At 53.7% G+C, this 23,020-nt stretch carries 27 protein-coding genes; 8 read left to right on the top strand and 19 right to left on the bottom strand.

The window, feature by feature from the left end:
- Window positions 1-5: 5 nt before the first annotated feature.
- From CAF76_RS26680 to CAF76_RS26660, 5 genes are read left to right on the top strand one after another with little or no spacing between them, the layout of a single operon-like run.
- Window positions 6-713, top strand: a complete 708-nt coding sequence (locus CAF76_RS26680) for a hypothetical protein (RefSeq protein WP_085649251.1) — start codon at window positions 6-8, stop codon at window positions 711-713.
- Window positions 710-1,633 (top strand): hypothetical protein, encoded by a 924-nt coding sequence (locus CAF76_RS26675; RefSeq protein WP_085649250.1) that lies wholly within the window; start codon window positions 710-712, stop codon window positions 1,631-1,633. The genes CAF76_RS26680 and CAF76_RS26675 overlap by 4 nt, the downstream gene beginning before the upstream one ends.
- Window positions 1,630-2,175: a DNA-binding protein gene (locus CAF76_RS26670; protein ID WP_085649249.1), complete on the top strand. Its 546-nt coding sequence runs from the start codon at window positions 1,630-1,632 to the stop codon at window positions 2,173-2,175. The genes CAF76_RS26675 and CAF76_RS26670 overlap by 4 nt, the downstream gene beginning before the upstream one ends.
- A complete protein-coding gene (locus CAF76_RS26665) occupies window positions 2,172-2,876 on the top strand; it encodes a hypothetical protein (RefSeq protein ID WP_085649248.1) in 705 nt (234 codons plus the stop codon). The genes CAF76_RS26670 and CAF76_RS26665 overlap by 4 nt, the downstream gene beginning before the upstream one ends.
- Window positions 2,849-3,823, top strand: a complete 975-nt coding sequence (locus CAF76_RS26660; protein WP_085649247.1) for a hypothetical protein — start codon at window positions 2,849-2,851, stop codon at window positions 3,821-3,823. Before CAF76_RS26665 ends, CAF76_RS26660 begins: the two co-directional genes overlap by 28 nt.
- Here the strand turns inward: CAF76_RS26660 and CAF76_RS26655 are convergent.
- The 12 genes from CAF76_RS26655 to CAF76_RS26600 all read right to left on the bottom strand — a co-directional run bounded on the left by CAF76_RS26655 (window position 3,813) and on the right by CAF76_RS26600 (window position 14,904).
- Window positions 3,813-4,478, bottom strand: a complete 666-nt coding sequence (locus CAF76_RS26655; protein WP_085649246.1) for an RloB family protein — start codon at window positions 4,476-4,478, stop codon at window positions 3,813-3,815. The genes CAF76_RS26660 and CAF76_RS26655 overlap by 11 nt on opposite strands.
- Window positions 4,478-5,755 (bottom strand): ATP/GTP-binding protein, encoded by a 1,278-nt coding sequence (locus CAF76_RS26650; protein WP_085649245.1) that lies wholly within the window; start codon window positions 5,753-5,755, stop codon window positions 4,478-4,480. Before CAF76_RS26650 ends, CAF76_RS26655 begins: the two co-directional genes overlap by 1 nt.
- Before the next feature lie 131 nt (window positions 5,756-5,886).
- A complete protein-coding gene (locus CAF76_RS26645; protein WP_085649244.1) occupies window positions 5,887-6,183 on the bottom strand; it encodes a hypothetical protein in 297 nt (98 codons plus the stop codon).
- An 8-nt stretch (window positions 6,184-6,191) separates the two neighbouring features.
- Window positions 6,192-6,380 (bottom strand): hypothetical protein, encoded by a 189-nt coding sequence (locus CAF76_RS26640; protein ID WP_085649319.1) that lies wholly within the window; start codon window positions 6,378-6,380, stop codon window positions 6,192-6,194.
- 708 nt (window positions 6,381-7,088) lie between these two features.
- The gene (locus CAF76_RS26635) at window positions 7,089-8,930 is read right to left on the bottom strand and encodes an NACHT domain-containing NTPase (protein ID WP_085649243.1); all 1,842 of its coding nucleotides are present in this window, start codon (window positions 8,928-8,930) and stop codon (window positions 7,089-7,091) included.
- A gap of 83 nt (window positions 8,931-9,013) precedes the next feature.
- Window positions 9,014-9,229, bottom strand: a complete 216-nt coding sequence (locus CAF76_RS26630; RefSeq protein ID WP_085649318.1) for a hypothetical protein — start codon at window positions 9,227-9,229, stop codon at window positions 9,014-9,016.
- A 1,062-nt stretch (window positions 9,230-10,291) separates the two neighbouring features.
- Complete coding sequence (locus CAF76_RS26620) at window positions 10,292-11,314, bottom strand: glycosaminoglycan attachment site (protein ID WP_085648159.1); 1,023 nt, start codon at window positions 11,312-11,314, stop codon at window positions 10,292-10,294.
- 37 nt (window positions 11,315-11,351) lie between these two features.
- Complete coding sequence (locus tag CAF76_RS26615) at window positions 11,352-12,101, bottom strand: restriction endonuclease (protein WP_085648160.1); 750 nt, start codon at window positions 12,099-12,101, stop codon at window positions 11,352-11,354.
- 374 nt (window positions 12,102-12,475) lie between these two features.
- Window positions 12,476-13,132, bottom strand: coding sequence for a hypothetical protein (locus CAF76_RS28625; protein ID WP_143491867.1), 657 nt, complete (start codon window positions 13,130-13,132; stop codon window positions 12,476-12,478).
- Window positions 13,133-13,224: 92 nt separating this feature from the next.
- Window positions 13,225-13,569, bottom strand: coding sequence for a hypothetical protein (locus tag CAF76_RS26610; protein WP_085648161.1), 345 nt, complete (start codon window positions 13,567-13,569; stop codon window positions 13,225-13,227).
- Window positions 13,566-14,348 (bottom strand): hypothetical protein, encoded by a 783-nt coding sequence (locus CAF76_RS26605; protein ID WP_085648162.1) that lies wholly within the window; start codon window positions 14,346-14,348, stop codon window positions 13,566-13,568. Before CAF76_RS26605 ends, CAF76_RS26610 begins: the two co-directional genes overlap by 4 nt.
- A gap of 10 nt (window positions 14,349-14,358) precedes the next feature.
- Window positions 14,359-14,904: a PAAR domain-containing protein gene (locus CAF76_RS26600; RefSeq protein WP_085648163.1), complete on the bottom strand. Its 546-nt coding sequence runs from the start codon at window positions 14,902-14,904 to the stop codon at window positions 14,359-14,361.
- A gap of 461 nt (window positions 14,905-15,365) precedes the next feature.
- Between CAF76_RS26600 and CAF76_RS26595 the strand changes: the two genes are divergently transcribed.
- Complete coding sequence (locus CAF76_RS26595) at window positions 15,366-15,725, top strand: DUF6124 family protein (protein WP_007955862.1); 360 nt, start codon at window positions 15,366-15,368, stop codon at window positions 15,723-15,725.
- A 42-nt stretch (window positions 15,726-15,767) separates the two neighbouring features.
- Here the strand turns inward: CAF76_RS26595 and CAF76_RS26590 are convergent, their stop codons facing one another.
- On the bottom strand, window positions 15,768-16,433 hold the full coding sequence (locus CAF76_RS26590; RefSeq protein WP_085648164.1) for a TIGR02466 family protein: 666 nt from the start codon (window positions 16,431-16,433) through the stop codon (window positions 15,768-15,770).
- A gap of 186 nt (window positions 16,434-16,619) precedes the next feature.
- On the opposite strand from CAF76_RS26590, the gene CAF76_RS26585 reads away from it, so the two are divergent.
- Complete coding sequence (locus tag CAF76_RS26585) at window positions 16,620-16,829, top strand: hypothetical protein (RefSeq protein ID WP_085648165.1); 210 nt, start codon at window positions 16,620-16,622, stop codon at window positions 16,827-16,829.
- 3 nt (window positions 16,830-16,832) lie between these two features.
- Here CAF76_RS26585 and CAF76_RS26580 read toward each other — a convergent pair whose 3' ends face one another.
- From CAF76_RS26580 to CAF76_RS26555, 6 genes are all read right to left on the bottom strand, one after another.
- Window positions 16,833-17,624, bottom strand: a complete 792-nt coding sequence (locus tag CAF76_RS26580) for a transporter substrate-binding domain-containing protein (protein WP_172829495.1) — start codon at window positions 17,622-17,624, stop codon at window positions 16,833-16,835.
- Window positions 17,625-17,683: 59 nt separating this feature from the next.
- On the bottom strand, window positions 17,684-18,547 hold the full coding sequence (gene copD, locus CAF76_RS26575) for a copper homeostasis membrane protein CopD (RefSeq protein WP_085648166.1): 864 nt from the start codon (window positions 18,545-18,547) through the stop codon (window positions 17,684-17,686).
- A 3-nt stretch (window positions 18,548-18,550) separates the two neighbouring features.
- Window positions 18,551-18,925, bottom strand: coding sequence for a copper homeostasis periplasmic binding protein CopC (gene copC, locus CAF76_RS26570; protein WP_085648167.1), 375 nt, complete (start codon window positions 18,923-18,925; stop codon window positions 18,551-18,553).
- A gap of 31 nt (window positions 18,926-18,956) precedes the next feature.
- Window positions 18,957-19,814, bottom strand: coding sequence for a copper resistance protein B (locus CAF76_RS26565; protein WP_085648168.1), 858 nt, complete (start codon window positions 19,812-19,814; stop codon window positions 18,957-18,959).
- An 11-nt stretch (window positions 19,815-19,825) separates the two neighbouring features.
- Window positions 19,826-21,529: a copper resistance system multicopper oxidase gene (locus CAF76_RS26560; RefSeq protein WP_085648169.1), complete on the bottom strand. Its 1,704-nt coding sequence runs from the start codon at window positions 21,527-21,529 to the stop codon at window positions 19,826-19,828.
- 95 nt (window positions 21,530-21,624) lie between these two features.
- Window positions 21,625-22,107, bottom strand: a complete 483-nt coding sequence (locus CAF76_RS26555; protein WP_085648170.1) for a hypothetical protein — start codon at window positions 22,105-22,107, stop codon at window positions 21,625-21,627.
- A 165-nt stretch (window positions 22,108-22,272) separates the two neighbouring features.
- Between CAF76_RS26555 and CAF76_RS26550 the strand changes: the two genes are divergently transcribed.
- Entirely contained in the window at window positions 22,273-22,932 is a 660-nt protein-coding gene (locus CAF76_RS26550) for a ribonuclease T2 (RefSeq protein WP_085648171.1), read from the top strand.
- The last annotated feature ends 88 nt before the right edge of the window (window positions 22,933-23,020 follow it).

Genomic DNA, 23,020 nt, shown 5'->3' with positions numbered 1-23,020 from the left:
CGAGCATGACCGAGAAAGTCGTCTATCAGACCAACCACCTAGGAATCCTGGTGGGCACAGTGACCGCTGACGAATCGCCGCTGGAGCCGGGCGTATACATGATCCCGGGCGGCTGCGTAGAAACAGCGCCGCCGGCTATCCCTGAACATAAAGCCGCCTGGTGGAATGGCAAAGCATGGCAGCTGGTGGACTACTTCGGCGGCGTGGTGGTGTACAGCACCGACACCGGCGAGCCGCGAACTCTGGAAGGTTTCGAACCGGTGCCGGCAGGCTTCACCATGAAAAAGCCCGGGCCGAACCAGATCTGGAAGGGCAGCGAATGGGTTGATGACATCGATGCCGTGCTGACCGCACTTCGGGACAAAAAACTGCAGGCGATCGCCACCGACTGCGCGGCGTACATCGCCGGCGGATTCAACTCCAGCGCCTTGGGCGAGGTGTACCGCTACAGCAGCGCGATTGATGACCAGGTAAACCTGAACGGTCAGGTGTTGTTGGGGATGGACGACACCTACCCATGCTACGACGCCGACCAGGTGCTGGCCTTCAGACCGCACACGATCGCCCAACTGCAGAAGGTCAGTCATGACCTGGTGCGGTTTCGGCAGGCGGCGCAGCAACAGGCCGAGACGCTGCGTCAGGCGGTGGCCAGCGCGCTGAAAGACAAAGACCTCAAGGCGATGAAAGCCATCACCTGGACGCCGCCGGCATGACCTGGGCACCGGTGACGATGCGCTGGCCGGAGCAGGCCACGCAGTGGATGGGTGGACTGTCCGCCGCCAAGGATCTGGCCACGGGCGAGTTGGTCAGCACCGCCCAGCGGGTGGCAGGTCTGGAAGGTTTGGCCAGCACCAACCCGGGGCCGGTCGGCGATGCCGCGAAAGGCGCCATTGAAGCCGGTCGGGCGGCGCTGGCTGAACAGTTGGGCCAGGTGCCGGCGTGCCTGGTAGTGACGCCATTCCAGAGCGGCATCGGCCAGGGCACGGGCTACCAGCGTTTCCTGTCGGCGCCGAACGTCCTGGAACACCTGGCCAGAAAGTTGGAAGACGCGACCGACTCCGGGCGTCCGGCGGGGCCGCAATACGCGCTGTCGATTCTGTTCCTGGGCACGCGCCTGGAACAGTTGGCCAGTGGCCTGTCCCGATTCAACGCATTACTGCCGATTCCCGACCTGGTGCGCACGGAGCGGCGCGCGCAGCACCTGATGAAACTTGAGAGCGACAAGTGGGAGATCCCCGGCGCCGGCCCACTCCCGCGCTGGCAGACCCTGCCGCTGGAGCGCTGCACGGTGGTCAAGGCCGCAAAACAGACCATGGCCGGCCAGTTGGCCGTGCTGGAGGGCTACGCCGCCGACAGTTCGCCGCTGGGCGATCTAGCAGCGCTGGCCGCTCGCAAGGTCGCCCAGCAACAGGGCCGAGATCAACAACTGGCCGACCTGAAAAACCTACTGGCCGAGGGCAATCCGGATGTCAGCATCCGCGCACGTCTGATCGGCCCCGGCAACTCCAGCGAGCTGCGCCAGGAGCTGCTGAGCGGCGACGCACCGGGGCATGAGTGGGTGCAGTGCGCGGGAATGCTGCTGGTCGGCACCAAGGAAGGTCTGAGTTTTGTACAGGAATTGGTGGGGCTATGACGCTGTTACTCGACGGGCAAAAAGTCCAAGGGAAAAACCTCAAGGTCACCGGCAATCTGCGCATCGAAAGCGGAGACATGTCGGGGCAGACCAGCAACACCGACAAGGCCCACAAGGGCTTCAAGCCCAAGACGCTGGCCGTTTCGCTGATGATTCCCTTTGTTGATCGGGTGCAACTGACTGACTTGATGCGCCTGGCCGAAGCCACGGCGAGCGGCGGGGAGTTGCATCTGTACCGCGTCGTGAACGATACCGCCGAGGCCTTCGGCGTACGCCAGGTGGAGTTCTCCGAAGGCGTCAGCGCCCGGGAGGCGGACAACCTGAAAGCCTGGCTGGTGCAATTCACCCTCAGCGAGCGCGAATCGAACCCGGAAAAGGTCGAGGGTCGACGCGCTGGCAACAAGGTCGATGCCCAGGGCGCACCAGGTAGCGCGGTGGGCGAAGGCGGGGGCGGCTCAGGTTCGAGCGACAACCCGGAGCTGAGCGGCTTTGAAAAAGTGCTGGGCCGCGTGGACAAGTGGCTGGGGAGTGAGCAGACGTGAAACTGCACAAGGTTCTGTCGATCAATGGCGCGCCTGTTCGCCTGGTCAAGGAAGACGTTCGGCTGGACGCCACCAGTCCAGGGCGGGCGAACTTCACCGTTCAGTCTGCTGAGCCGCTGAAAGGGTTGGTGACGCTGGATATCGGCTACAACGACCGCACGCTGCAGCGCCATTTCATCGGCTACGTCGAGCGTTGCACCGCCGCCAATGCCAAAGAGCAGGTGCTGTTCTGCCGTGAGCTGGCTGCTGTGCTGGGCAACCCGTTGCCGTTGAACCTGCGTCATGTCGATCTGCGCGCTGTGCTGGCTGCCATCAGCGAGCAGACGGGCCTGCGCTTTCGCGTTCCCGATCGGCCATACGCCGGCGTGAAGGCGCCGTACTTCTACAGCCTTGCTGCCGGATACCAGGCCATGGATAGCCTGGCCCGAGTGTTCAGCATTCCCGACTTTACCTGGCACCAGCTGGGCAACGGCGAAGTGTTCGCCGGCAGCTGGGCCGACAGCTTTTTTGGCGCCCGGACGGCGCTGCAGATCCCCACGGAGCTGTTTGACGGCTACCAGGGCAACCAGAGCGCAATGGTGGCGGCCCTTCCTGGCCTGCGACCGGGTGCAACGATCAACGCCGGCGAACGTGTCACCAGTGTGGCACTCGCCAATGACCAGATGGCAATCCGATGGAAGACGCAATCCGCCGCGCTGTAGAGCGCCAATTTCCCGAACTCACCGGCGGTTACCACTTGCCGCGTTTCGCCCAAGTCACTGCCGTGGCCGATGCGCCGGCGGACGCCGGGATCTGCGACGACTTCCGTCCGCGCTACGCGGTGGACATCGTTGTTCTCGGCCCGGACGACGAGCCGGATCCGGCCATCCCGCCACTGACCGGCGTCCCGCTGCCACTGCCCACTGGTGGCGAGGAAATGGGTATTTACGCCTTTCCAGAGGAAGGCACGCGGGTGGTGGTGTGTTTCGCCTACGGCTTGCCGAACAAGCCCTACATTCAATCGATCTTGCCTCACGGGCTGAGTATGCCGAAGGTGCCGAAGGGTGACCAGGTGTGGCAGCACAGCGGCACGGCACAGCAGCGCGTCGACGCGGACGGCACCTGGTTACGACAGACCGACGGCAAGATCCGGGATCAAGCGATCGAGCGCGAGGTTGAAGCCCTGGACAACCGCGAGCAGTTCCAGAGCCATACGCGTGCGGTTGAAGAACACTCAACCGAGTCTGTCGGTGGTGTGAAGACGATCGAGGCACTGGGCGCGCTCAAGCTGCTGTCGGGCGGATCCGCGAGCCTGGCGGCAGTGGATGATCTGCACCAAGCGACTGGCCGGGATCTGAACCTGGTTGTCGCGCAGAAGCACAACGCTACGGTGGGCGGTGATATGCATGAGAGAATTCAGGGAGTGCGAGAAGCTATTGCTGGAATTGAACAACGTTTGGTTGCACCAAAAAACTGGATAGGGTCAGAAGATATAAATCTATTCAAAGTTGTTTGTGAATTATCGGAGATAATTGAGAAGATGAATCTTGAAATAGCTATTCATGTTCATGGTTCTGGCCCAGTGCCCTCCAATGCATCTAATTTCGGTATCAACGCGAATTCTACGTTGCAGCTGATTTCTGAGCTGCGCTCGATTACTAGCCTTTAACTTTTTGCAAGTACTCCACTAGTATATGAACGTTGGTTAGCGGGTTTGTAGAACCCGAACGTTTGGAGTCATTGTGCAGTCGAAGACTTAGAGCTTTTGCCCTCTCGATATTGTCGAAAACGTGATCAAAAGATCCGTTGCAACCTTTTTTGTATTCCGGCCAATATTTTTCAAGCTCAGAAACTGTGCGCATTCCGCAGGTTTTTTTACCCACTGTCTCAAATGCTGTAGAGAAGTAGTCAAAATGTAGGATGAACCACACCTCAAAGCATGGGATTGAGGTAATAGCCTGAAAAACATTATTCGGCTTTAGGGACTCTGTGAGTCTCACTGCTTCATAGAATTTTTCACCGTAATTGTCTCGGTCAAAAACACAGAAAACTTTGTCAAAAGGCTCAGTTTTCTTTAGCTCTTCTCTGTAGAGATCTTGTCCGTGCCTTACAACACTGATTGGGTCAGATCCGCATTCGCCGCTAATTCGAATGTTTGCAGTGTCGATTTCGTAATGATCTTTTAATTCCTCAAAATAGTATGGCTCGGTTTTTTCACCCTCGCAAACAATCAAGATTTTTTCATACGGCTTTTTAGAAGGCTTTTTACGTTCAAGATTCTGAGCCTTTCTCTTGTGGAAAAGATTTTCCTTATCTGATCCCATTAGCCAGCCCTCGATTTACGGATGTTCCTTACGTATGGTAAAGCACCATATCTGCCTGCAAGGTAAGCATCCTCTAGACTTTCTCTACCTTTCCTGGGGCTGAAATCTGTCAGCGGATAGACGCTAGTGGCCTGTTCCTTGTTCTTTTCGCAAAACCAAATCTGGTCTCGACGAAATACATCCTGGTTTAAAATGGAAGTTTCATGAGTTGTGAAAATCAACTGCGCATTTTTTGGGTTTGTTTCCGAATTGTGAAACAGATCAACCAAAAATCTAACAAGTTTTGGGTGCAGGTTGTCGTGGAGCTCATCAATAAATAGAACTCTACCTGTTTCGAGTACGTTAAGCCAAGGCCCTGCATACGAGAATAATTTCTGCGTTCCGTCGGACTCTTCATCAAACTCAAAAGCGACTGGCTGATCTTGGACGCCTTTGTGAATGGTTTTAATGTCGTAGACAATGTTATCCTTCATGTTGTCTAAGATATCTCGCTTTACCTCTTCTGGTAGAGAGTCGGGCAAATGCTTTGTAGAGAACTTCTCTGATTTGATATCCACATCTTTAATATCGAGGTCGGCAGCTCTCAAGAAGTCTAAAATCCTTTCCTTTTGGTCCGAGATTTCGCATTGCGATGCAGTATAACTTGTCGACCATCCAGTTACGCTGCCAAAGCGTAAAGTGTATTTGAACCAGTTGAATACTGGTTGGAGTTGTTTGCTGTTGAGTTGTGTTGCAATGGATAAAAATAGCGCGTTACTTAAAGTGGATTCTTGCCAAACTTGTTTTTGACCGACGAATGTGTTTTTAAAGTCCCACATGTATTCGTCATCTACTGGGTTCCATACTCGAGTAAACCAGTTCTGAGGCCTTCCGTTAGGATAAGCAATTAGCCACTCGGCCATGATGCGCTTTTTGGTTGCGGAAAAACCATATTGGTATCGAACGTTTTTCGCCACGAATGTAACTTCGAACTCGGTTGGCTCTTTTTCTGTTCGTGAATCAAGCATAAATGGCTGGACTGGAATTTCATCGCCAGGTTTAGGGTTCGTTGATCCGACAACAATTTCGGTCATTACTCTCATAGCATTGATGAGATTCGACTTGCCAGCAGCGTTCGCGCCATAGATAGCGGCCGATCTCAAAAGCTCACCCGTAGCGGGCGTCTGAGGATCAAACGAGTTTGATTCTGTTAATTCACCTCCGGACGCCTTAACTAAGCTGAAGGTTTGTTCATCCCGAACAGAACGCCAGTTCCTTACAGTTAACTGAATCAACATCTACGTGAATCTCCTTTGGATCCGTTTTTTGACAAAAAATGTCAAAAAAATAAGCTAAACGAACTGTAGCATGCCATTTGAGGATGAGGGGAGTGGCCTTTCGCCATTCTTTTCAGGTATTAGGGCGATTTCTAACCTAAGCGGCACCACCAAGATTGGGCGTACGCGCAACCCTCGATGTATTCGATACCGCTAAGTACGAATCCTGTTACTGCCATGCCGGCAAGCGTCGCATCCAGCAAAGGCGGCAGCGGATCCGGATCAAGCGGCATCCCCACCACCACGCGGGCAACGTTGGCTGATCGACCCAACTCACGGCAGTCAGTCGAGTTGACCATGACGTTGCCCCAGATAGCCGGATAGCGGCGTCTTTCCTTGGAATCAAAAGCGACACCGCGTAAGCGCATTGGTGTAATCAGTACGTGCATGGCACCCCCTACTCATCAGCATCGAGATCAAGTGATGATTCGACCGCGTAGGCCAACGCCGCGTCAGCTAACTCCAGCAAATCGCTGAGTTCGTCAGCGTCAATCACATGTTCCTGGTGCAGAGCGTGGGCTTGTTTGAGCAATGCTTTGTGCTGAGCGCCGGGCATTGCAAGCAACGCAACTTCATCGCGCAGCATGACTTGCCACTGCGCTAGTGCGGATGATTCCGCGCTGAATACTCCCGCAGACTCTCTATTCATCGGCGATGCCTATTCTGTCAAAATACTGTATGAATAACCAGTATACTGATTATAAAGTCGCTCTGATGACTACGGCGACTGACGGCATTGGATAGACCATTGACCGGCAGGGAAGGGGGGCTCGAAAAAATCCTGCCGCTACGAAAAAAACTGCTGAAAAAACACTTATCCCCCTCCCGCCAACGGGCTTCGTATCGCTCTTTTGTGCAAATGCGCTGACGTTACAAACTGAGGGCTTGCCCAGGCCTGATGCGGTCGCTTTGAGGAGCATCGCAATTTCAACGAATGAAAGCTTTTGCAACGAATTGAAGCGGCGTTGCGCTGCGTCCCGGATCAGGCCAAGCCCGTATTCACCTCTCTAGGCCACTATTTATGCGGTAGCCGGGGCTGAAAAGCGTGTTCTATCGAGTTTTTAATTTCTGAGTAGCTCGCACCCGAGGAATTAGCGGAACGCGAGCATAACGGCACAGAATTGACTCAATCGCCCGTTTTTGTTGGCGTTCAGTGAGTTGATGTCATTTCACCGGAATTCAATGAGGTGATTGTTGGAGGCGAAATCTCCGGCGGAAGAGCATCTCCGCCGAAGAAGGAAAGGCAGTAATAAAAATTTAATGATCTCTTATAATACAGTGCGCTATCTTTTTATTAGTCAAATATATTATATACGGATGCATTAGTGGCCAGGAGGTCGTCAAAAATGTTCTCCTTTGATGCTTCTTCAGAAAGTTTTTCTCGCGCCTCTCTAATGTATTCTGAGTGCTCGTGTTCAAGTTGAATGAGTGCACTTTTTATTTTTTGAAGTCCGAAGTATTTTATGTATGGGTGGAAGAGGACGTGGTCTCCACCTTCTTTAACTTGTTTGTTGCTAAGTTTTACGGTTTTTTTGAACAGGTCTTCTTTTTCGGAGTCTTCAAGATCATCTAGTATTGCGTAAATAATGGTTTCATTAAGATGATTTAGAAAGTGCGGGCCGCGCGCGCCGTCCGATCCGAACTCTTGAACTACTTCGTCATCAAAAAGATAACTAATTCCGGGGGTATGTTTTTCTATGTATCCAACTATGGCGCCTTCTTCCTTGTTGTGTAATAGATCGGATAGCTCATCGACTAAGGGGCTTACGCACTCAAGCATGTAATATTTCGAGTAGCGTACTGTATCAATGGACTCAAGAAACTCTAAAATAGCATACCATTTGTCATAAGTGGAAAATGCTGATTTATAAAAGTTACGCGCGCGGCTATCTGGTTGTGATTTTACAAAGGCCGCAGCATGGTATTCAAGGATGCTTTTGTGAAGGAAAGTTGTAGTGTCTAATCCTTCTTCAACCATAAGGCAGGCGACTTTGATGATGTCATTTCGGAAATCTTCCAGTTCACACTTACATTCTGGGAAGTAGGCCACAGAGCTATCGAATGCTTGCTCAAACAGTTTTGACTCAACTGATCGTCCTCCTCCAAGTTGGATAAGTACAAAGCAAAAGGAGTCAAAAAGCTGTCGAAGTTTACGTTCGGATAGCTTTGTGTGATGTTGTCTATTAAAGCCGGCTTTCAGTTTATCGTGTTTGGTGAACACAATTCCGAATAGCTTTTCAAAGAACTCTGAAAGCGTCGAAGGAATTTCTTTTTCTGTTTGATATACTATTACAACCAGAGTAAGCATTAAAGGTGTACTGATTACGCCTTTGATTCCATCTGAGCAATCGTTCAATGCTTCGACAACTTCAAATCGCTTCACGCTTGAAGGTATGAGTTTCGAGATGAAAGGATCGTAATCGAGAGTTGAAAGTCGAGCTAAGTGGAGTACTTGAAAGCCCGCTACGTTTTGAATGTGGTGGCGTGGCCTGCTAGAAATTATGATTTTTAGTTCGGGATGTTTTGTTTGTATTTCATCAAGTTCTAGTATTGTGTCGCTTACGAGTTCGCTTGGTATTTCATCGAAGCCATCAAGTAGAAGCACAAGTTTTTTAGAGGAAGCCAGGTATGAGAACACATCCGGGGTGCCTGTAATACCCAAGGATTCCATTAAGAGAAAAATTAAATCTTTCAATCCGCGTTTTGTGGATATGGTGCGAAGTTCTAAGAATAAAGGGATAACGCTCGGAGTGCTTGTGTTGTAGGCGGAGGCGGCAAGATGCCTCATAAATATGGATTTTCCTTGTCCCACAATTCCTTCTATTACCAGGTTTCCTTCTGGTAAGCCCTCTATGCTTTTGTTTTCAATTTCTATGTAATCATCAAAATCTTCGTCGCTTGCCACAAGTAGTTTTGATGGGTAGTAAAAACTGTTTAGTGAGACTTCTTTCTCAGGCGACCATATTGTTTTTACTTTTTCAACTCGAAATAATGCAGAGCCTGTTTTTTTTAATCCTGCAGTTGCAGCCCATTTTTTCAATGAGTCTTTAACCTTTCCGCTTGCGCCGTTATAAATTTCTGAGATTAGCGGGGTTAAAAGCTTAGTCAGTGCAATGGCTGTTAAGGAGGCTGCCATATTCTATCCTAGTAGACAGTGAGATTTGCTGAAGAGTGACTTTTGAGAGTACCTGTTTGTGCTTTAGTGTGCCCTTTTCATCCTTAGTCCTTTTCTAGGTTTTTAAGTCGTGCCAAGCCTTGCTTGATAAACCCGGCATTCTCCCCAATTCGCTCCAGTGCCCCGCGGGCGTTCTCGCCTACGACATCGTGTCCCTGCTGCTCGACTAGCAGAACCAGTTCCATCAACGCAGCTTCCAGCCCCAGCTGATTCTCATAAATCTTTTCGAGGACGATGGTAAGGGAATATTCGCTGGCCATGCTATTTGCCTCCGTGCGGAAAGCAGGAAGCATAGCAGGACACCTGAGGGGGGGATTTCGGTTCGAGGCTGGGAAAAAGGTAATTTTGGTAAGCCGCCGCGGAAAAATGGCTGCAGCCCTTATAGAACGTGGCTTTGAGGTATTACCTTTGAAGGTAATATTTGGTAAGAGCGAAGGTAATTTTTTACCAAGTGCCTGATTTTAAAGGGTTTCGTAGGCGGGTGGAATTACTTTGACTAAGGGTAATTTTCTAACCTTTCTATTACCCTATTATTACCTTTGTTAAATTAATATAACCTGCTGATTTTATTGATTTTTTTTGAATGCAAAAAAGAAAATTACTAAAATTACCTTTTTCCCAGGGGTCAACCTGAAAACGGAGTGAAGCACAGACGGGGCGATTCGCTGGGCTTTCGTGCGCGCGGTTTTAACACTCACGAAACACGCCTGAGCGGACGATAGACAGTGCCAGGATTGGAGCCGAGAACCGCTGCTTAAAATTTGCTAATGCAGTCGGCAGAGGGGTGGGACAAGGAGGGAGAAGAATAGAGCTGGTACGCAACTGGTACGCGGGTTGGTGGCGAGGCTTTTGGGCCTTTATTTTCGGGAGGAAAAAGAAGGGTCAGTCCGATCCATCATCGGCGCGACGGAGAAACGGCGGGAGAGTGGGGCGGGTGTGGCGGTGATTGGGGGCATTGGGGGTACGGAATCGGTGTGGCTGGGAGGTGGGGGAGTTTATCAGGAATGGAAGGGTGGGGCTTAGGGGGCTCTGAGTGGCGTGCTTACGGGGGAGCATGAAAAGGGGCACTGATATCTGAGAATTATCTAGGCACCGGAGGCTTGGTGGATGGAGCCCTACGCGCCCAGCTTGACCCAGCGCATGCTCGAGGAGCTATCGTCATCACCGATGAAGGCACCCCAGGATTGATCGCGTTGAAGAACTGTCAGTCTCATGTGCGCGAAGTTTTTAAGTAGGGCGGGGGAATCGGGCTGTCGCTGAAGCCAGCTGGGTATGCCGAGTATTACAGAAGACTAATCCCGTTCAGTTCCACTGCAATGATTTCAACGCTGCTTCTCTACTGCTGAAAAAAGCATGCGCAAGAGGAGGAAGTCGTCTGGAGCGTCCATGATTAGCTCGCCGTCAGTAGCAACCGTAATCTCGCAAAGTCGCTCATGCTTCAGTAAGCCAACTGGTAGTGGGTGTTTAGCAAATGGATTATGAAGAACGTAGAGGCCGTCAAGCAGGTGCTCTGTGTAGTCTTTTTTTATTGCGCAGCGTAGTTCGGGGTAGATGCTGCCCTCTTGGGGGTGAATGGTTTGATATATTGTCGGTGCGTATGGGTTGTCGGCAAGTGCTCTAACCTTACCCCATGTCGCTAAACAGCTATATATTACAGCTGAAATCTCTGAGTGGTTGTCATTGCAGAATAAACCTACGTCAATATTTGTATGTTCGTTTTTTGGTGCAGCGCTAACATTGTACGACGGCACTTCTGTATCACCTGGTTTTGTGGCTGCCTCGTCGTGATAAAGACCATACATAGCAGCGATGATACTTCGGCCTGCAGCAAAATGTGAGTGAGGGCGATCGAAAGAGGCGATTCCTAGTACAAAAGGTTTTTCTTTTACGTGCTCTAGGTTTGAATAGCTCTTTCTGTACTTTTTAAGTTTTGCGTCGAAACTATTACAGATACGGAGAGTTGACTCTATATTGAATTCAGTGAAATCACCCGGTAGTTCGCTTCCTGTCGCGCCCAATGGAGGCTTTCCACCGGCTGGAGGTGCCGCAATAGTAGCCTCCAATGTAAATGGAGTTGGACCATCTATAACAAAATCCGGGGCGTGATTTTGTAAGTTTATTTCAAGGCCAAAATTCTTCAAGGCTGCGTGCAAATAAAGTTCCCAGAATGACGATTCAAATGTTTTCTGAAATTCGTTTATGAATTTACCGTCTCGGTCCTGGAATCCTTCAGCCCAAGCGTTGATGACTTCCCTCTCGGCTGAATATTCAGCGTTGAGTATCATCTTGAAAATTGGATGTTGTTCATAAATTGGTATTGTAGGTGTGAACAGGTCGATGGTCATGGAGTGGTCTCGGGCTCGCCTTGTTTGGGGGGAATAGTTAATGATCTTTGATCCATTCAATTACTTGATTGTAATCTGCAAGGGTAATATCCCAGCTGCTGGAAATATCGTTGTTGACAAATTTCTGGGCATCGCTAGTGAACGAAGATGTGGTAACCATGATTGTCTTGTTTGGGCCATCCTTTTGATTCATTACGCCGTAAAGCTCTCTGACTATCGAAACACTAATTTTGTTGTTTTCATCGTAATGCTTGCATTCAATGAAGTATTTGTTCTTTATGCCCAAACCATCTGTGGATATAGCTATGATATCTTTGCCTCCATCTCGAGTTCTTTTAGTGAGCTCAACGTTAAAGCCCTTTTTTTCGAAGACTGCTGCGATAATCTCTTCAAACTCTCTTGAGGTGATGGATCTTATGCGTGTCGGGTTGTATTTAATTGCTAATATCAGGTCTTCAATAGCATTTTGGACCGGGCCGAAATCATCGGTGTGGAAAAGCTCCTCCAAATGAATCATTCGTGGTTCGTCCGGCGTTGATGCTCCCGTAGTATTGTTTATTACAAAGCTAAGAAAGCCTATTGGGTATTCATTTGCTTCAAAAGAAATATTAATCTTGCTGTCGCAATGGGAGCATTCCAGTTCTGAAGAAATTTCATAAATTAACTCCTCACCCATTCCTCGCTCTGATCCACCGGTACATTCTACTGAAAGCTCACTCACTGCAATTTCGCCTTCGGTGCCACATTTATTGCAAATGTACTCAATTACCCCGCCAAACTCCCACATTTCACGCTCCTTATTTTATCTTGAACAAAAGGTAGCTAATTGGCACCTATCTGTCTACTACTGTAGTGTGGGTAATATTACGTTTTGCCAGTTAGCCTTGTAAGGTCATTACTTTAACTGGATACATTCCCTACGTCTTTGCTGGTAGGGTCTCTCCGAAGTCACTTCCTGCTCGACAGCTATTCTGGACGATTTTCGCTGCGCGCTCGATGGAGATCGTTGGGGCAATCCACTAGCGATTAAAGGGACAGATTTATTTGTTTTAGATTTCTAGGTTTCAAATAAATCTGTTCCCATTGCGACTGTCCCCATTGCGACTTTGATTTTGCAACTTATTAATAAGCGGTCTCTGTTGTTTTTAAGTGTTGTTTATTTTATGGAAGACAAATCCAGTTTTTGCGTGCAATGGCATCTATGGTTGGGAAGTTGTAAGATTTCATTTTTGGGTAATTTGTTTTTGCAAGTGTGATCATTTCATTTAAGGTTTTTTTGTGTGCTGCTAATACTTTAACAAAATCGAAAACGTTTTTCTCATCTAAAGCCTTTGTAGGGGATTTCTGGATCTCTAGGAGAATTCTTTGAAGAGCCCATTTGGGGATTTTATTTTGTAAAATGAAGAATAAATTAATGGCGGTATATAGTTCTTGATTGATGGCTGGGATCGATTGAGTTGCTACGTTGGAGTGTTTGATGCTCTGTTCTTCTGACCCGTTGGTCGATGTGGTTTGCCCTTGCCCTGTGCCTGGAATTTGGATGTTCTGTATAGGGTCTATCAAGTGTGGCATTTTTTGATTGAGTATCTTAAGGAAGCTCGCAGCGCAGCTTTTTCCTACTGAAAATGTCCCTTCATCCGTAGGGTTTTTTTTATTTTTATAATGAAATATAGTGTGTTCGCTTTCTAAGTCACCGCAACACCCCTCAATAGTTGAGCCAGGCATTAGCGCAATTCTTGAGATGACTTGTACTTCATAAAGAGCACAAATATTTTTCTTGTTTTCGTCGCCTTTGCAGTTCTCGGTTGGGTGCGCCATAAGTGATTTTCCTAAAGTGAATTTTGGCTTGTACCAAGATGGATTCGAGAAGAATCTGGGAAGATGTGTTTGTTAGGAATCCAGATTGTAATTTAAAATTGGTATTCTAATTCTTCCCAGATGTACCTGTATTTATTTTTTAACAATATCACTGTTAAGTCGTTAGTTTTTCTTTTTAACCAGCTATTTTTTTTTGCCTCCAACATTTTTTCTATATCAGCTTCCAATTCCTCTCTATTAAAGCAAAGCCATATGGTTGGAAGAGTGCTTTCAAGGTTTGAGTGGCAAACAGGAGCAACCTCTTCAAAGAGTATGCGCTTCACTTCATCTCGGTCGAATTCTCTTGTCCGCCGTGCAATCGCAGCATAGTCGACCTCGTTATCAACAAAAGCATCGGACAATGCCCAGCGCACATCCGCTCTTTGTTGCTTTGTCATAGAACTTCCCATTTGGAAAATTCCTCCAGTTCTTCATCAAAGGTGTCGGCTACTGCGCTACCAGCAATTCCTCCCACAATACTTCCCGCCAGAACGATTGCCACCGCGCAAGCAAGTGCGCCTGGGCCGCAGAATGCGGAAACGCCCAAGCCTGCGAGTCCACCGCCAGCGGCGCCGCCGCCGATGATAATGCCTTGTCGGGCTGTTTCCTTTACTTTGTTGTCAGCGTTCATGATTTCATATACGGCGAAGGTCGCAGTGACTAGTAATCCAACCTTTCCCATTATTCTTAATTTTTGAGTTCCCTTGCTTACCGGTGCGTTGTCACGGCCCGCTGAATCCAGAATCTCGTAATAGACTTTGCTCTTTTGTTCTGGAGTCAATTTGTTGTATTCGACGTTTGCCGTTTTGAGTGCGTACTTGTCCAGGGTGTCCTGTAACGTCGGAGGTAATCGTTTCTTCCGTTCGGCGAAGGCCACACCTTGTGCCGAGGTAAATTTTCGATGCTCGACCAAGATTCTATTTCGCATTTCCTGGCAAAATGCTGCTCCTTCTTGGGCACTTAGCCTTCCTGCGGCGACTTCGGCTTTGGTTTCCACTGACATGCGCTTAATGTTGCTCATGTAGTTGGTGCGTACTTTTGCATCTGATATGGCATCTAAAGAGAATCTTGTGGCAGCCCCCTCCATACCCGCAATCGCCATGTCCAATGGAGAATTTTCAAGCTCGTGTGCTTTTTGAACAACGTAGCTTCCCGTTACGAGCAATGGCTCAGTCATGAAACAATCCTTATTTCAATGATGCATTGAATAACGTGTCGAAAATTGAGTCGGTCGGTGGTTCTTCTTGAGTGCCGAACTCTAGCTTTTGGCAGACTTTTCCACGGATGTTGAGAAATTTCACAGTGTTGGTGATATCGAAATTTCCGAATTGGGTAGAACCATCTTCGAAGTGAGCAACGCAGCTCATGCCTAGGTAAGACTCAGAACCGGGGATGGTGAAGCTGATCCATCCAGGATGAATGATCATCGGCGTCGGCGGCGTAAACGGCGCAGGCGTATGTGAGTCGCCGATGATCACCGTTCCCGATCCTCCGATCACAACGTCTCCATGTGAACCCACTGTGCCGACCAGCGCGGCATTTTTGCCGTTGATGAATACGGTGCTGGATACGGCGGAGGCCAGTGCGCTGCCGCAGGTGCAGGTGTCGTCTTTTCGGGCGGCGGCAAGTCCGTCGAAGAATACGTCGGGGGATCCGGAGGCAATGGCTTTGGGGCCGTGTCCGGGGATGGGGCAACTGGTGGGATCGGTGATGCGTGCAGCGGGCTTTGCCATGTTTGACTCCCTGTCAACGGATTAGCTGGCACCGACTGTATCAGAGTTGCTTTGGTAGTTGCCTGACGGCGACGTGCGCGGTGTTGGTTATCCATCTAAACAGCAAAATTTGAGTGTGTTTAAACGAAGCTCTCTGACACTACTTCGGCCCTACGCATCCTTGCGCCACCCCCTACACCTAAGACAGAATCCGCCGGCTTGTGCCTCTAGCACGGGGGTTCTATCGTTCCTGGGTCACTGAAAAACAGTGATCGGGTTTGGTAGCCCGGATTCCGTCAGAAGCACAAGACTACTGTCTTGCGGGGGCTTTCAGTGCCTTCGTTTTATGGTGGTCATGCGCAGGGCATCTTCGGATGCGCCGGGGTTCCTGACGGCCGGTCTACCAACCTGCGTATGGCCTCCACCCTAGTTTGGTAGCGAAGGTGGCGGCTCCTAACCTCTTATCCGTCGGGAGTTACTCCATGTTCAAACCAACACCCAACCCACCAGAAACCGATCCAGTTTCCCCCTACAAATTCCCCGATTCACGAACCCTGAACGAAGCCGCCGAGCGCGCCCTCGATCACTACCTCACCCCACAGCAACGGATCATGGGCAGCCACACGCAACACGATCCGATGTACTTCGCCAACCCGGCCTACGACACCGAATCCCTGCTCGCCAACGCCAGCGAATCCTTGGGTTCAGCCTCCGAAATGCTCAACAACTTCGCCGCCACCCTGGAACCCGCCCACCGCAAAACCGCCATCGGCATTGCGCAGTTGGTGATGTTGGGGTCTTTGGCGGTGAATCAGGCGTTGGATAACGTCGAGCCGAAGTAGGTCGTTGCGGCCCTCTGTCGCGGAGGGCCGCTTTTCTGTGGCTCAAGCACCAAAATTAAACGCAATCGAAATCCGCGGCCTCGTCCCTTCAAACCGTCGAACTGAATGCATCAACCACGACGGAAACATGATGAAGGTGCCGCTGCTGGCGGCGCAGGTGCTGCTGAAGCCCGCGGTGATGCAGTCTTCGACGCGCATTCGCAGTGCGGGGTTGTAGGTGGAGGCGACCATGCCGCGAGGGTCGGCGAATTCCAGGTCGCCGCCGACGGTCGGGTCGTCTTCTCGGCCGCCGGCGTCCACCCAGTAGACGCCTGACCAGAAGGCGCCCGGATGTCCGTGGAGGGCGTTGCTGTGGCCTGCGGTATTCACGTTGGCCCAGGCGTTGAGTTTCCATTCGAAACTCGGTTCGGTCAGTCCGAATTGTTCGCTGTGCACTGCCGTCATTTGCACGGCGAACGCTTTGGCGAACTTCACGAGAGCGTCGCTGGCTTCTTCGCCCCATTCATGGAAGTCGTTCGCGGACTGCCAGCCGCCGTCGTTGCTGCGCTGGGCGCCGCTGCGATCTTGCGCCATGCGGGTTGTGATGATGGTTTTGAGTTGGGAATTAAGTTTTGCGGCATCGGGGTACTGGAGGCTGGCGAGGGGTGTTGTGAACAGCCGTCGAATCTTTATCAGGTCAGGATTTACCAACTGGCTGGTCGACGGCATTGCGGGTTCTCTGGGTTGCTCAAGTTGCAAAAAACTATACCGAGCGAACTGAAAAGCCGATGTAAACCTTTGTGAAAGGCCGAACCTGAACCCCCGCTGAAAACCCCGCAAGTTTCATCTTCCCACCACCCGCACAGGCCTACGATCCATCGACAAGATCCCGACCCCACCCGAGCGCCTCACACCATGAACAACCCACTCAAAGCACTGTTGATCGTCGCAACCGTTTCGGTTCTAAGCGCCTGCTCCGGCTCCGGTGGCTTGACCACCACCAGTTGTTTCTCCAGCGACTGTCAGTCGCCGCAGGCGCGGAACGTGAATACGTTGAAGTTCGGCGGGAGCAATATCGGTAACAGTTTCAACCAGTACAGCTCCGGCCTGATGCATGACGACTGAGGTTTACTGGGCCGCGGGTACGGCGATCCATTCGCTCAAGACTTTCTGGTATTTGCCGGTGACTTTGCTCAGGTGCAGCCACTGGTCGACGTAGAGTTTCCAGCTGATGTCGTCTCGTGGCAGCAGGTAGGCTTTTTCGCCGTATTGCATGAACTGGCTCGGGTTGACGGCGCACAGGCCGGGTTTGAGTTTCTGCTGGTAGAGGGCTTCGGAAGCGTCGGTGATCATCACGTCGGCCTTGTTGTCGAGCAGTTGCTCGAAGATGGTCACGTTGTCATGCAACGCCAGTTGCGCCTTGGGCAGGAAGGCGTGGACGAAGGCTTCGTTGGTGCCGCCGGCGGGTTCGACCAGGCGCACGTTCGGCTGGTTGATCTGGTCGATGGTCTGGTATTTGGACTGGTCGGCGCAGCGCACCAGCGGGATCTTGCCGTCGACGTCGAGGGTGTTGCTGAAGAAGGCTTTTTTCTGGCGCTCTAGGGTCACCGAGATGCCGCCGACGCCGATGTCGCATTTGCCGGCCTGCATGTCCGGCATCAGGGTTTTCCAGGTGGTCTGTACCCATTCGACCTTGACGCCGAGGCTGTCGGCCAGGGTTTGCGCCATGGCGATGTCGATGCCTTCGAACCCGCCGTCCGGGCGTTTGAAGGTGTAGGGCTTGTAGTCGCCGGTGGTGCAGACGCGCAACTGGCCCTGTTGCTGAATGGTGTCGAGGTGCGAGGCCGGTTCTTGTGCCTGGGCGGCGCCGGCCATGGCCAGCAGGCCGCAGAAGATCATCGTGCTTTTTGGAATTGTCATTGTGATCGGGCTTGTGCAGTGGAGGTGCGGGCCAGTGTAGTGAATGGGTTTGCCGGGTGTCACCCCGGTTCCGGGCTCAACGTGCCCAGCCACGCCACCAGTCCCACGATCAACAGCGCAATCACCAGCTCCAGTGCCACGCTGCGACGCAAGGCGTTGGCCGCCACTTGATGCTGCCCCGCGCGCAACGATTGCTCGAGCAACGGCCCGAGGTGGAAGCGGTTCAACGCGGCCAGCACCAGCATGCCCCCGAACAACACAACCTTGATCGCCAGCAGAATGCCGTAGGTGCCGAACAGGACTTCGCCCAGTGTCGGGCCGACGATGAACAGGTAATTCGCCACGCCGGTGACCGAGAGGATCAGCACAATCGCCGCGCCGACGCCTTCGAAGTGTTTGACGGAATCCGCCAGCGAACGAATGCGCGCTTCGCAGAACAGCGCGTCGAGCCGCGACATCAAGATCAACGCGAGCATCGCGCCCAGCCAGGCACCCGCCGCAAGCAGGTGCAGGATGTCGCTGAGCAGATGCCACGCGTTATCCATCGCCCCGTGTCCGCTCCAGGCCAGGGAGGCGAGGGCGACGGCGCCGGCCATCGATGCCAGCCACAATCCCGGCCAGATCATCACGGCGATCAGCGCAATCATCCGCAGCGTCCACGCCAGCCCGACGTCGGTTTCCAGCACCATCATTTGCAGATGCGGCCACAGCGCCGCGAACTCCGTTTCGCCACTCATGGCACGAGTCATCAACACCAGTCCCGCCACTGACAGCAGCGCCCCGATCAACGCCATCCCGCGCAGCATCGGCCGAAACCGCAGCACCGCGTCAACGCTGTACAGCCCGAACAACGCCAGCCCGAACAACAGCAGCAAATCCACATACAGCGCCAGACGCAGGAGGATGTTGATCAGTTCAGCCATCGCTCACTTCACTTTGAACGTGACGTTGCCGGTGATCGGATGAGTGTCCGACGACACCGCGCGCCATTCGACCTTGTAGGTGCCGGCGGGCAGAGGCGAGAGCGGGGTGACGAGCATGGTTTTCGGGTCGCTGCCGGCGCTGACTTTGGCCTTCATCGGCATCGGCGAGTGGGCCATGCCGGGCATTTCGGTCATGACCAGTTTGGCGCCGGAGAACTGGGTCAGCAGATCCTCCGAAAAATGCAGTTCGATCTTGCCGGGCGCCGCGCCGTCGGCACCTTCGGCCGGGGTCGACGACAGCAGTTTCGGATGGGCCTGGGCGAGGGTGCTCAGGAGCAAACCGCTGGCGAGGACGAGGGAGATTTTCAATGTGCGCATGCAAGACCTCGGTGTTGTTTTTTGAAGGGATTCAGAACCACATCCGTACGCCGAGGACGAGTCGCGCTTCGCTGCGATCCTCGCCTTCTTCCCGCGCGTAATCGGCGGTGTGGCCGTAGGTGCGGTTCCAGGTCACGCCGATGTAGGGCGCGAATTCGCGGCGGATTTCATAGCGCAGGCGCAGCCCGACTTCGGTGTCCGCGAGGCCGGAGCCGATCCCGCGTTGCGGGTCGTTTTTGCCGTAGACGTTGAGTTCGGCGGTCGGCTGCAGGATCAGGCGATTGGTCAGCAGGATGTCGTAGTCGCCCTCCAGCCGCACCGCGCTCTGGCCGTTTTCGCCGAGGAACGCCGTGGCTTCGGCTTCGAAGTTGTACAGCGCCATGCCTTGCAGACCGAACGCGGCCCAGGTTTGTGGAGCGCCGGGTTTGAAGTCCTGGCGCACGCCGCTGACCACGTCCCACCACGGCGAAATCGCGTGGCCCCACAGCGCCTGGATTTCCGCGTCTTCGGTCTTGCCGTTGCTGCGTTCGCCCTCGGAGCGCAGCCACAGCCGATCGATGTCGCCGCCGATCCAGCCGGACAAGTCCCAGGCCAGAGTGCTGGCGTCGTCGGCGTCCTGCCATTCGAGTTTGTCGGCGAGGAAGTACGTGTTGATGGCGCTGTCGTGTACCTGATGTCCGGCGTGGCTGGTGAACACGGCGGCGCGGTCGGCGTCGGTCAGCGCCGGAATCGGCGTGCGGCTTTCGGTCGGCGCGGCGGGCTGCATCATGCCGTCGTCCATGCTTTGCAGATCGCCCATCCGGCTGTGATCCATGCCCTGCATGTCGCTGGCGGCGAAGGCCTGGGCCATCGACAGGAGTGACAACGAAAACGCGGCAAATCGAGTCATGGTCGGCGTCCTCATTCTTCCACCCGCACTTCGCGGAACATGCCCATTTCCATGTGGTACAGGAGATGGCAGTGATAGGCCCAACGGCCGAGCGCGTCGGCGGTCACGCGGTAAGTGCGACGGGTGCCGGGCGGCATGTCGATGGTGTGTTTGCGCACCTGGAAATTGCCGTTTTCGTCTTCCAGATCGCTCCACATGCCGTGCAGGTGAATGGGGTGAGTCATCATCGTGTCGTTGACCAGCACCAGGCGAATCCGCTCGCCGTACTTCAACAGCAGCGGCTCGGCGTCGGAGAACTTGATGCCGTTGAACGACCAGGCGAATTTCTCCATGTGGCCGGTGAGGTGCAACTCGAGGGTGCGGCTCGGGTCGCGGCCGTCCGGGTCTTCGAACGTGCTGCGCAGGTCGGCGTAGCTCAGTACCCGGCGCCCGTTGTCGCGCAGGCCAAGGCCAGGGTCGTCGAGTTTCGCGGCGGTGGTCATGACTTGCATGTCCACCAGCGGGTTGTCCTTTTCGCTGTCGGGGTGCGCCTGCATCGGACCCATGTTCATGCTCGAGTGATCCATGCCGCTCATGTCCATCGAACCATGATCCATGCCGCCCATGCCCATGTCGTCCATGGTCACCAGCGGTCGCGGATCCAGCGCCGGCACCGGGGCCGACAAACCGGCGTGGGCGGCGAGGGTGCCTCGGGCATAACCGGTGCGGTCCATGGCCTGGGCGAACAGGGTGTAGGCGTCGGCGGCGGGTTCGACGATCACGTCATAGGTTTCCGCCACGGCGACGCGCAACTCGTCGACGCTGACCGGTTTGACGTGCAAGCCATCGGCGGCGACCACGGTCATTTTCAATCCGGGGATGCGCACGTCGAAGTAGGTCATGGCCGAGCCGTTGATCAGCCGCAGCCGCAGTTTTTCGCCGGGGCGGAACAGGCCGGTCCAGTTGTCATCCGGGGCGTGGCCGTTCATCAGGAAGGTGTACGTGGCGCCGCTGACGTCGGCGATGTCGGTGGGATTCATCTTCATCTGCGCCCACATCGTGCGGTCGGCGACGGTGGTACCCCAGCCTTTTTCATCGACGTCGTGGATGAAATCGCCGACGGTGCGCTTGTGGAAGTTGTAGTAGTCGGACTGCTTTTTCAGGGTCTTCATCAGGCTGGCCGGGTCTTCGTCGGACCAGTCGCTGAGCATCACCACGTAGTCGCGGTCGTACTGGAACGGCTCCGGTTCCCGCGCATCGATCACCAGCGGCCCGTAGACCCCGGCCTGCTCCTGCAAGCCGGAATGGCTGTGATACCAGTAGGTGCCGTGCTGGCGGACCTTGAACTGGTAGACGTACACGCCGCCCGGCTCAATGTCCTTGAAACTCAGGCCCGGCACGCCGTCCATGTTGGCCGGCAGCAGAATGCCGTGCCAGTGGATCGACGTGCTGTCCTTGAGCCGGTTGCGCACGCGCAGCGTCACGGTGTCGCCTTCGCGCCAGCGCAGCAGCGGGCCGGGCAGGCTGCCATTGATGGTCATCGCGGTGCGGGGCTGGCCGGTGAAGTTGACCGGGGTTTCGCCGATGAACAGCTCGAAGTCCGTGCCGCTTAACTCATTGACCTGACCGGGGCTGTTCAAGGCCCAGACCGGCGTGCGCCACAGACCGAGGCCGCCGAGCAGACCGCCGGCGGCGAGGCCTTTGACGAAGGTGCGTCTTGAGGTGGTGGAAGGCATGCGCTGGAAGTCCCCGTTTGACCAATGACGGGGAGGCTAACCAGCGGCAGCTTTCAGCAGGCTGAGGGGCGGATTACAGTTGTGTCAGGTTCAACCTACAGACCGAGACCTTCCTGGACCACCAGCAGCAGGTTGTTTTCCGTCAACGCAATCGCATCCAGCTGTTGCCCGGTTTCGAGCGTCTGCAACCACCAATGGCTTTCACCGTGCTCATCGACCGTGCGCAGCAGCGATGCTTCGCGCCCCGGCAGGACGATTTGCACGCGCCCTGCGCCGTCTTCGGTGAAGCGGGCGATGGGATCGAACGTCAGGCTGTGGTGGTTGGCTTCGATGATCAACTGGTCGATGGCGTAGTCGTGGGCCTCGCCATCCGGCGAACTTTCGCAAACATGGGTAGGATTGCGCCGAATCTTCAGGCCGACTTCGGTGACCGGTTGCAACCAGCCTTCGATGCGGTGATACAAGGCGTAGACCTGAGCCGGCCAGCAATCGATTTCCAGTTCGGCGCAGGTGATTTCGTCAGCATGGGTGTGCCGGGTTTGTTTGAGTTTCGCGGCGAGTTCGTCTGCTTTACTCATGTCGGTTCCCTGTGGTGATTTCAACATCATCGTAGTCCTTTCAAAGTAATGCAGGTTTTGCCCTGCGTCATGCGCTTGCAACACGGGCATGACTCAATCAGCGTCTGGCCAAGTGACGGTCAGACCACAGAAACCACGGACGCACGCGTCCCAAGGAACGGGAACATGAAAAAGCTTTTTACAATTATGGCGCTGATTGCGCTGACGGTCGGTAGCATCGGCCTGAGTTCGGCGCGCCAGTCGTCCGCCAGCAAGGCGGAATCAGTGGCGGGGGTGTTCGATTACTACCTGCTGACGTTGTCCTGGTCGCCAACCTTTTGCCTGACCCACAAGGACGACCCGCAATGCACCGGCAAGGGTTACGGTTTTGTCCTGCATGGCCTGTGGCCGCAATACGCCAAGGGCGGCTGGCCGCAATCCTGCCCACCGCTGACCAACCTGTCGGCCGCCGAAACAGCTAAAGGCCTGACGCTGTTCCCGACCAAAAAACTGCTCGATCACGAATGGAGCAAACACGGCACCTGCAGCGGCCTCGGCGCGATGGGCTATCTGGACGAAGCGGACAAGGCCGTGGCCGCGGTAAAAATCCCGCAAGAACTGCAACCGTTCAGTAGCTCTTATTACTTCGAAGCGCAGGAAATTGCCGACCTGTTCCGCAAGAGCAATCCGGGCATCCCGTCAGACGGCATCGCCGTCATCTGCAACGGCCCGGAACTCTCGGAAGTGCGCGTGTGCATGGGCAAGGACCTGCAATTCGGCGCCTGCGGCAAGGGTGTGAAAACCCAGTGCCGGGCGGGGGATATTCGAGTACCGCCGTCGCGTTGACCGACCATAAAAACTGGCGCCTGAAAAGGGCGCCTGTTTTTTTGCAATCAACCTCAAGCAAATCCCCCCGCATCCACCCCCAGTTCCC

The organism is Pseudomonas sp. B40(2017), assembly GCF_002112855.1.
Lineage (GTDB): Bacteria > Pseudomonadota > Gammaproteobacteria > Pseudomonadales > Pseudomonadaceae > Aquipseudomonas > Aquipseudomonas pharyngis.
The sequence above is the reverse complement of the archived record's forward strand: the minus strand, read 5'-3'. Positions and strand labels throughout refer to the sequence as shown.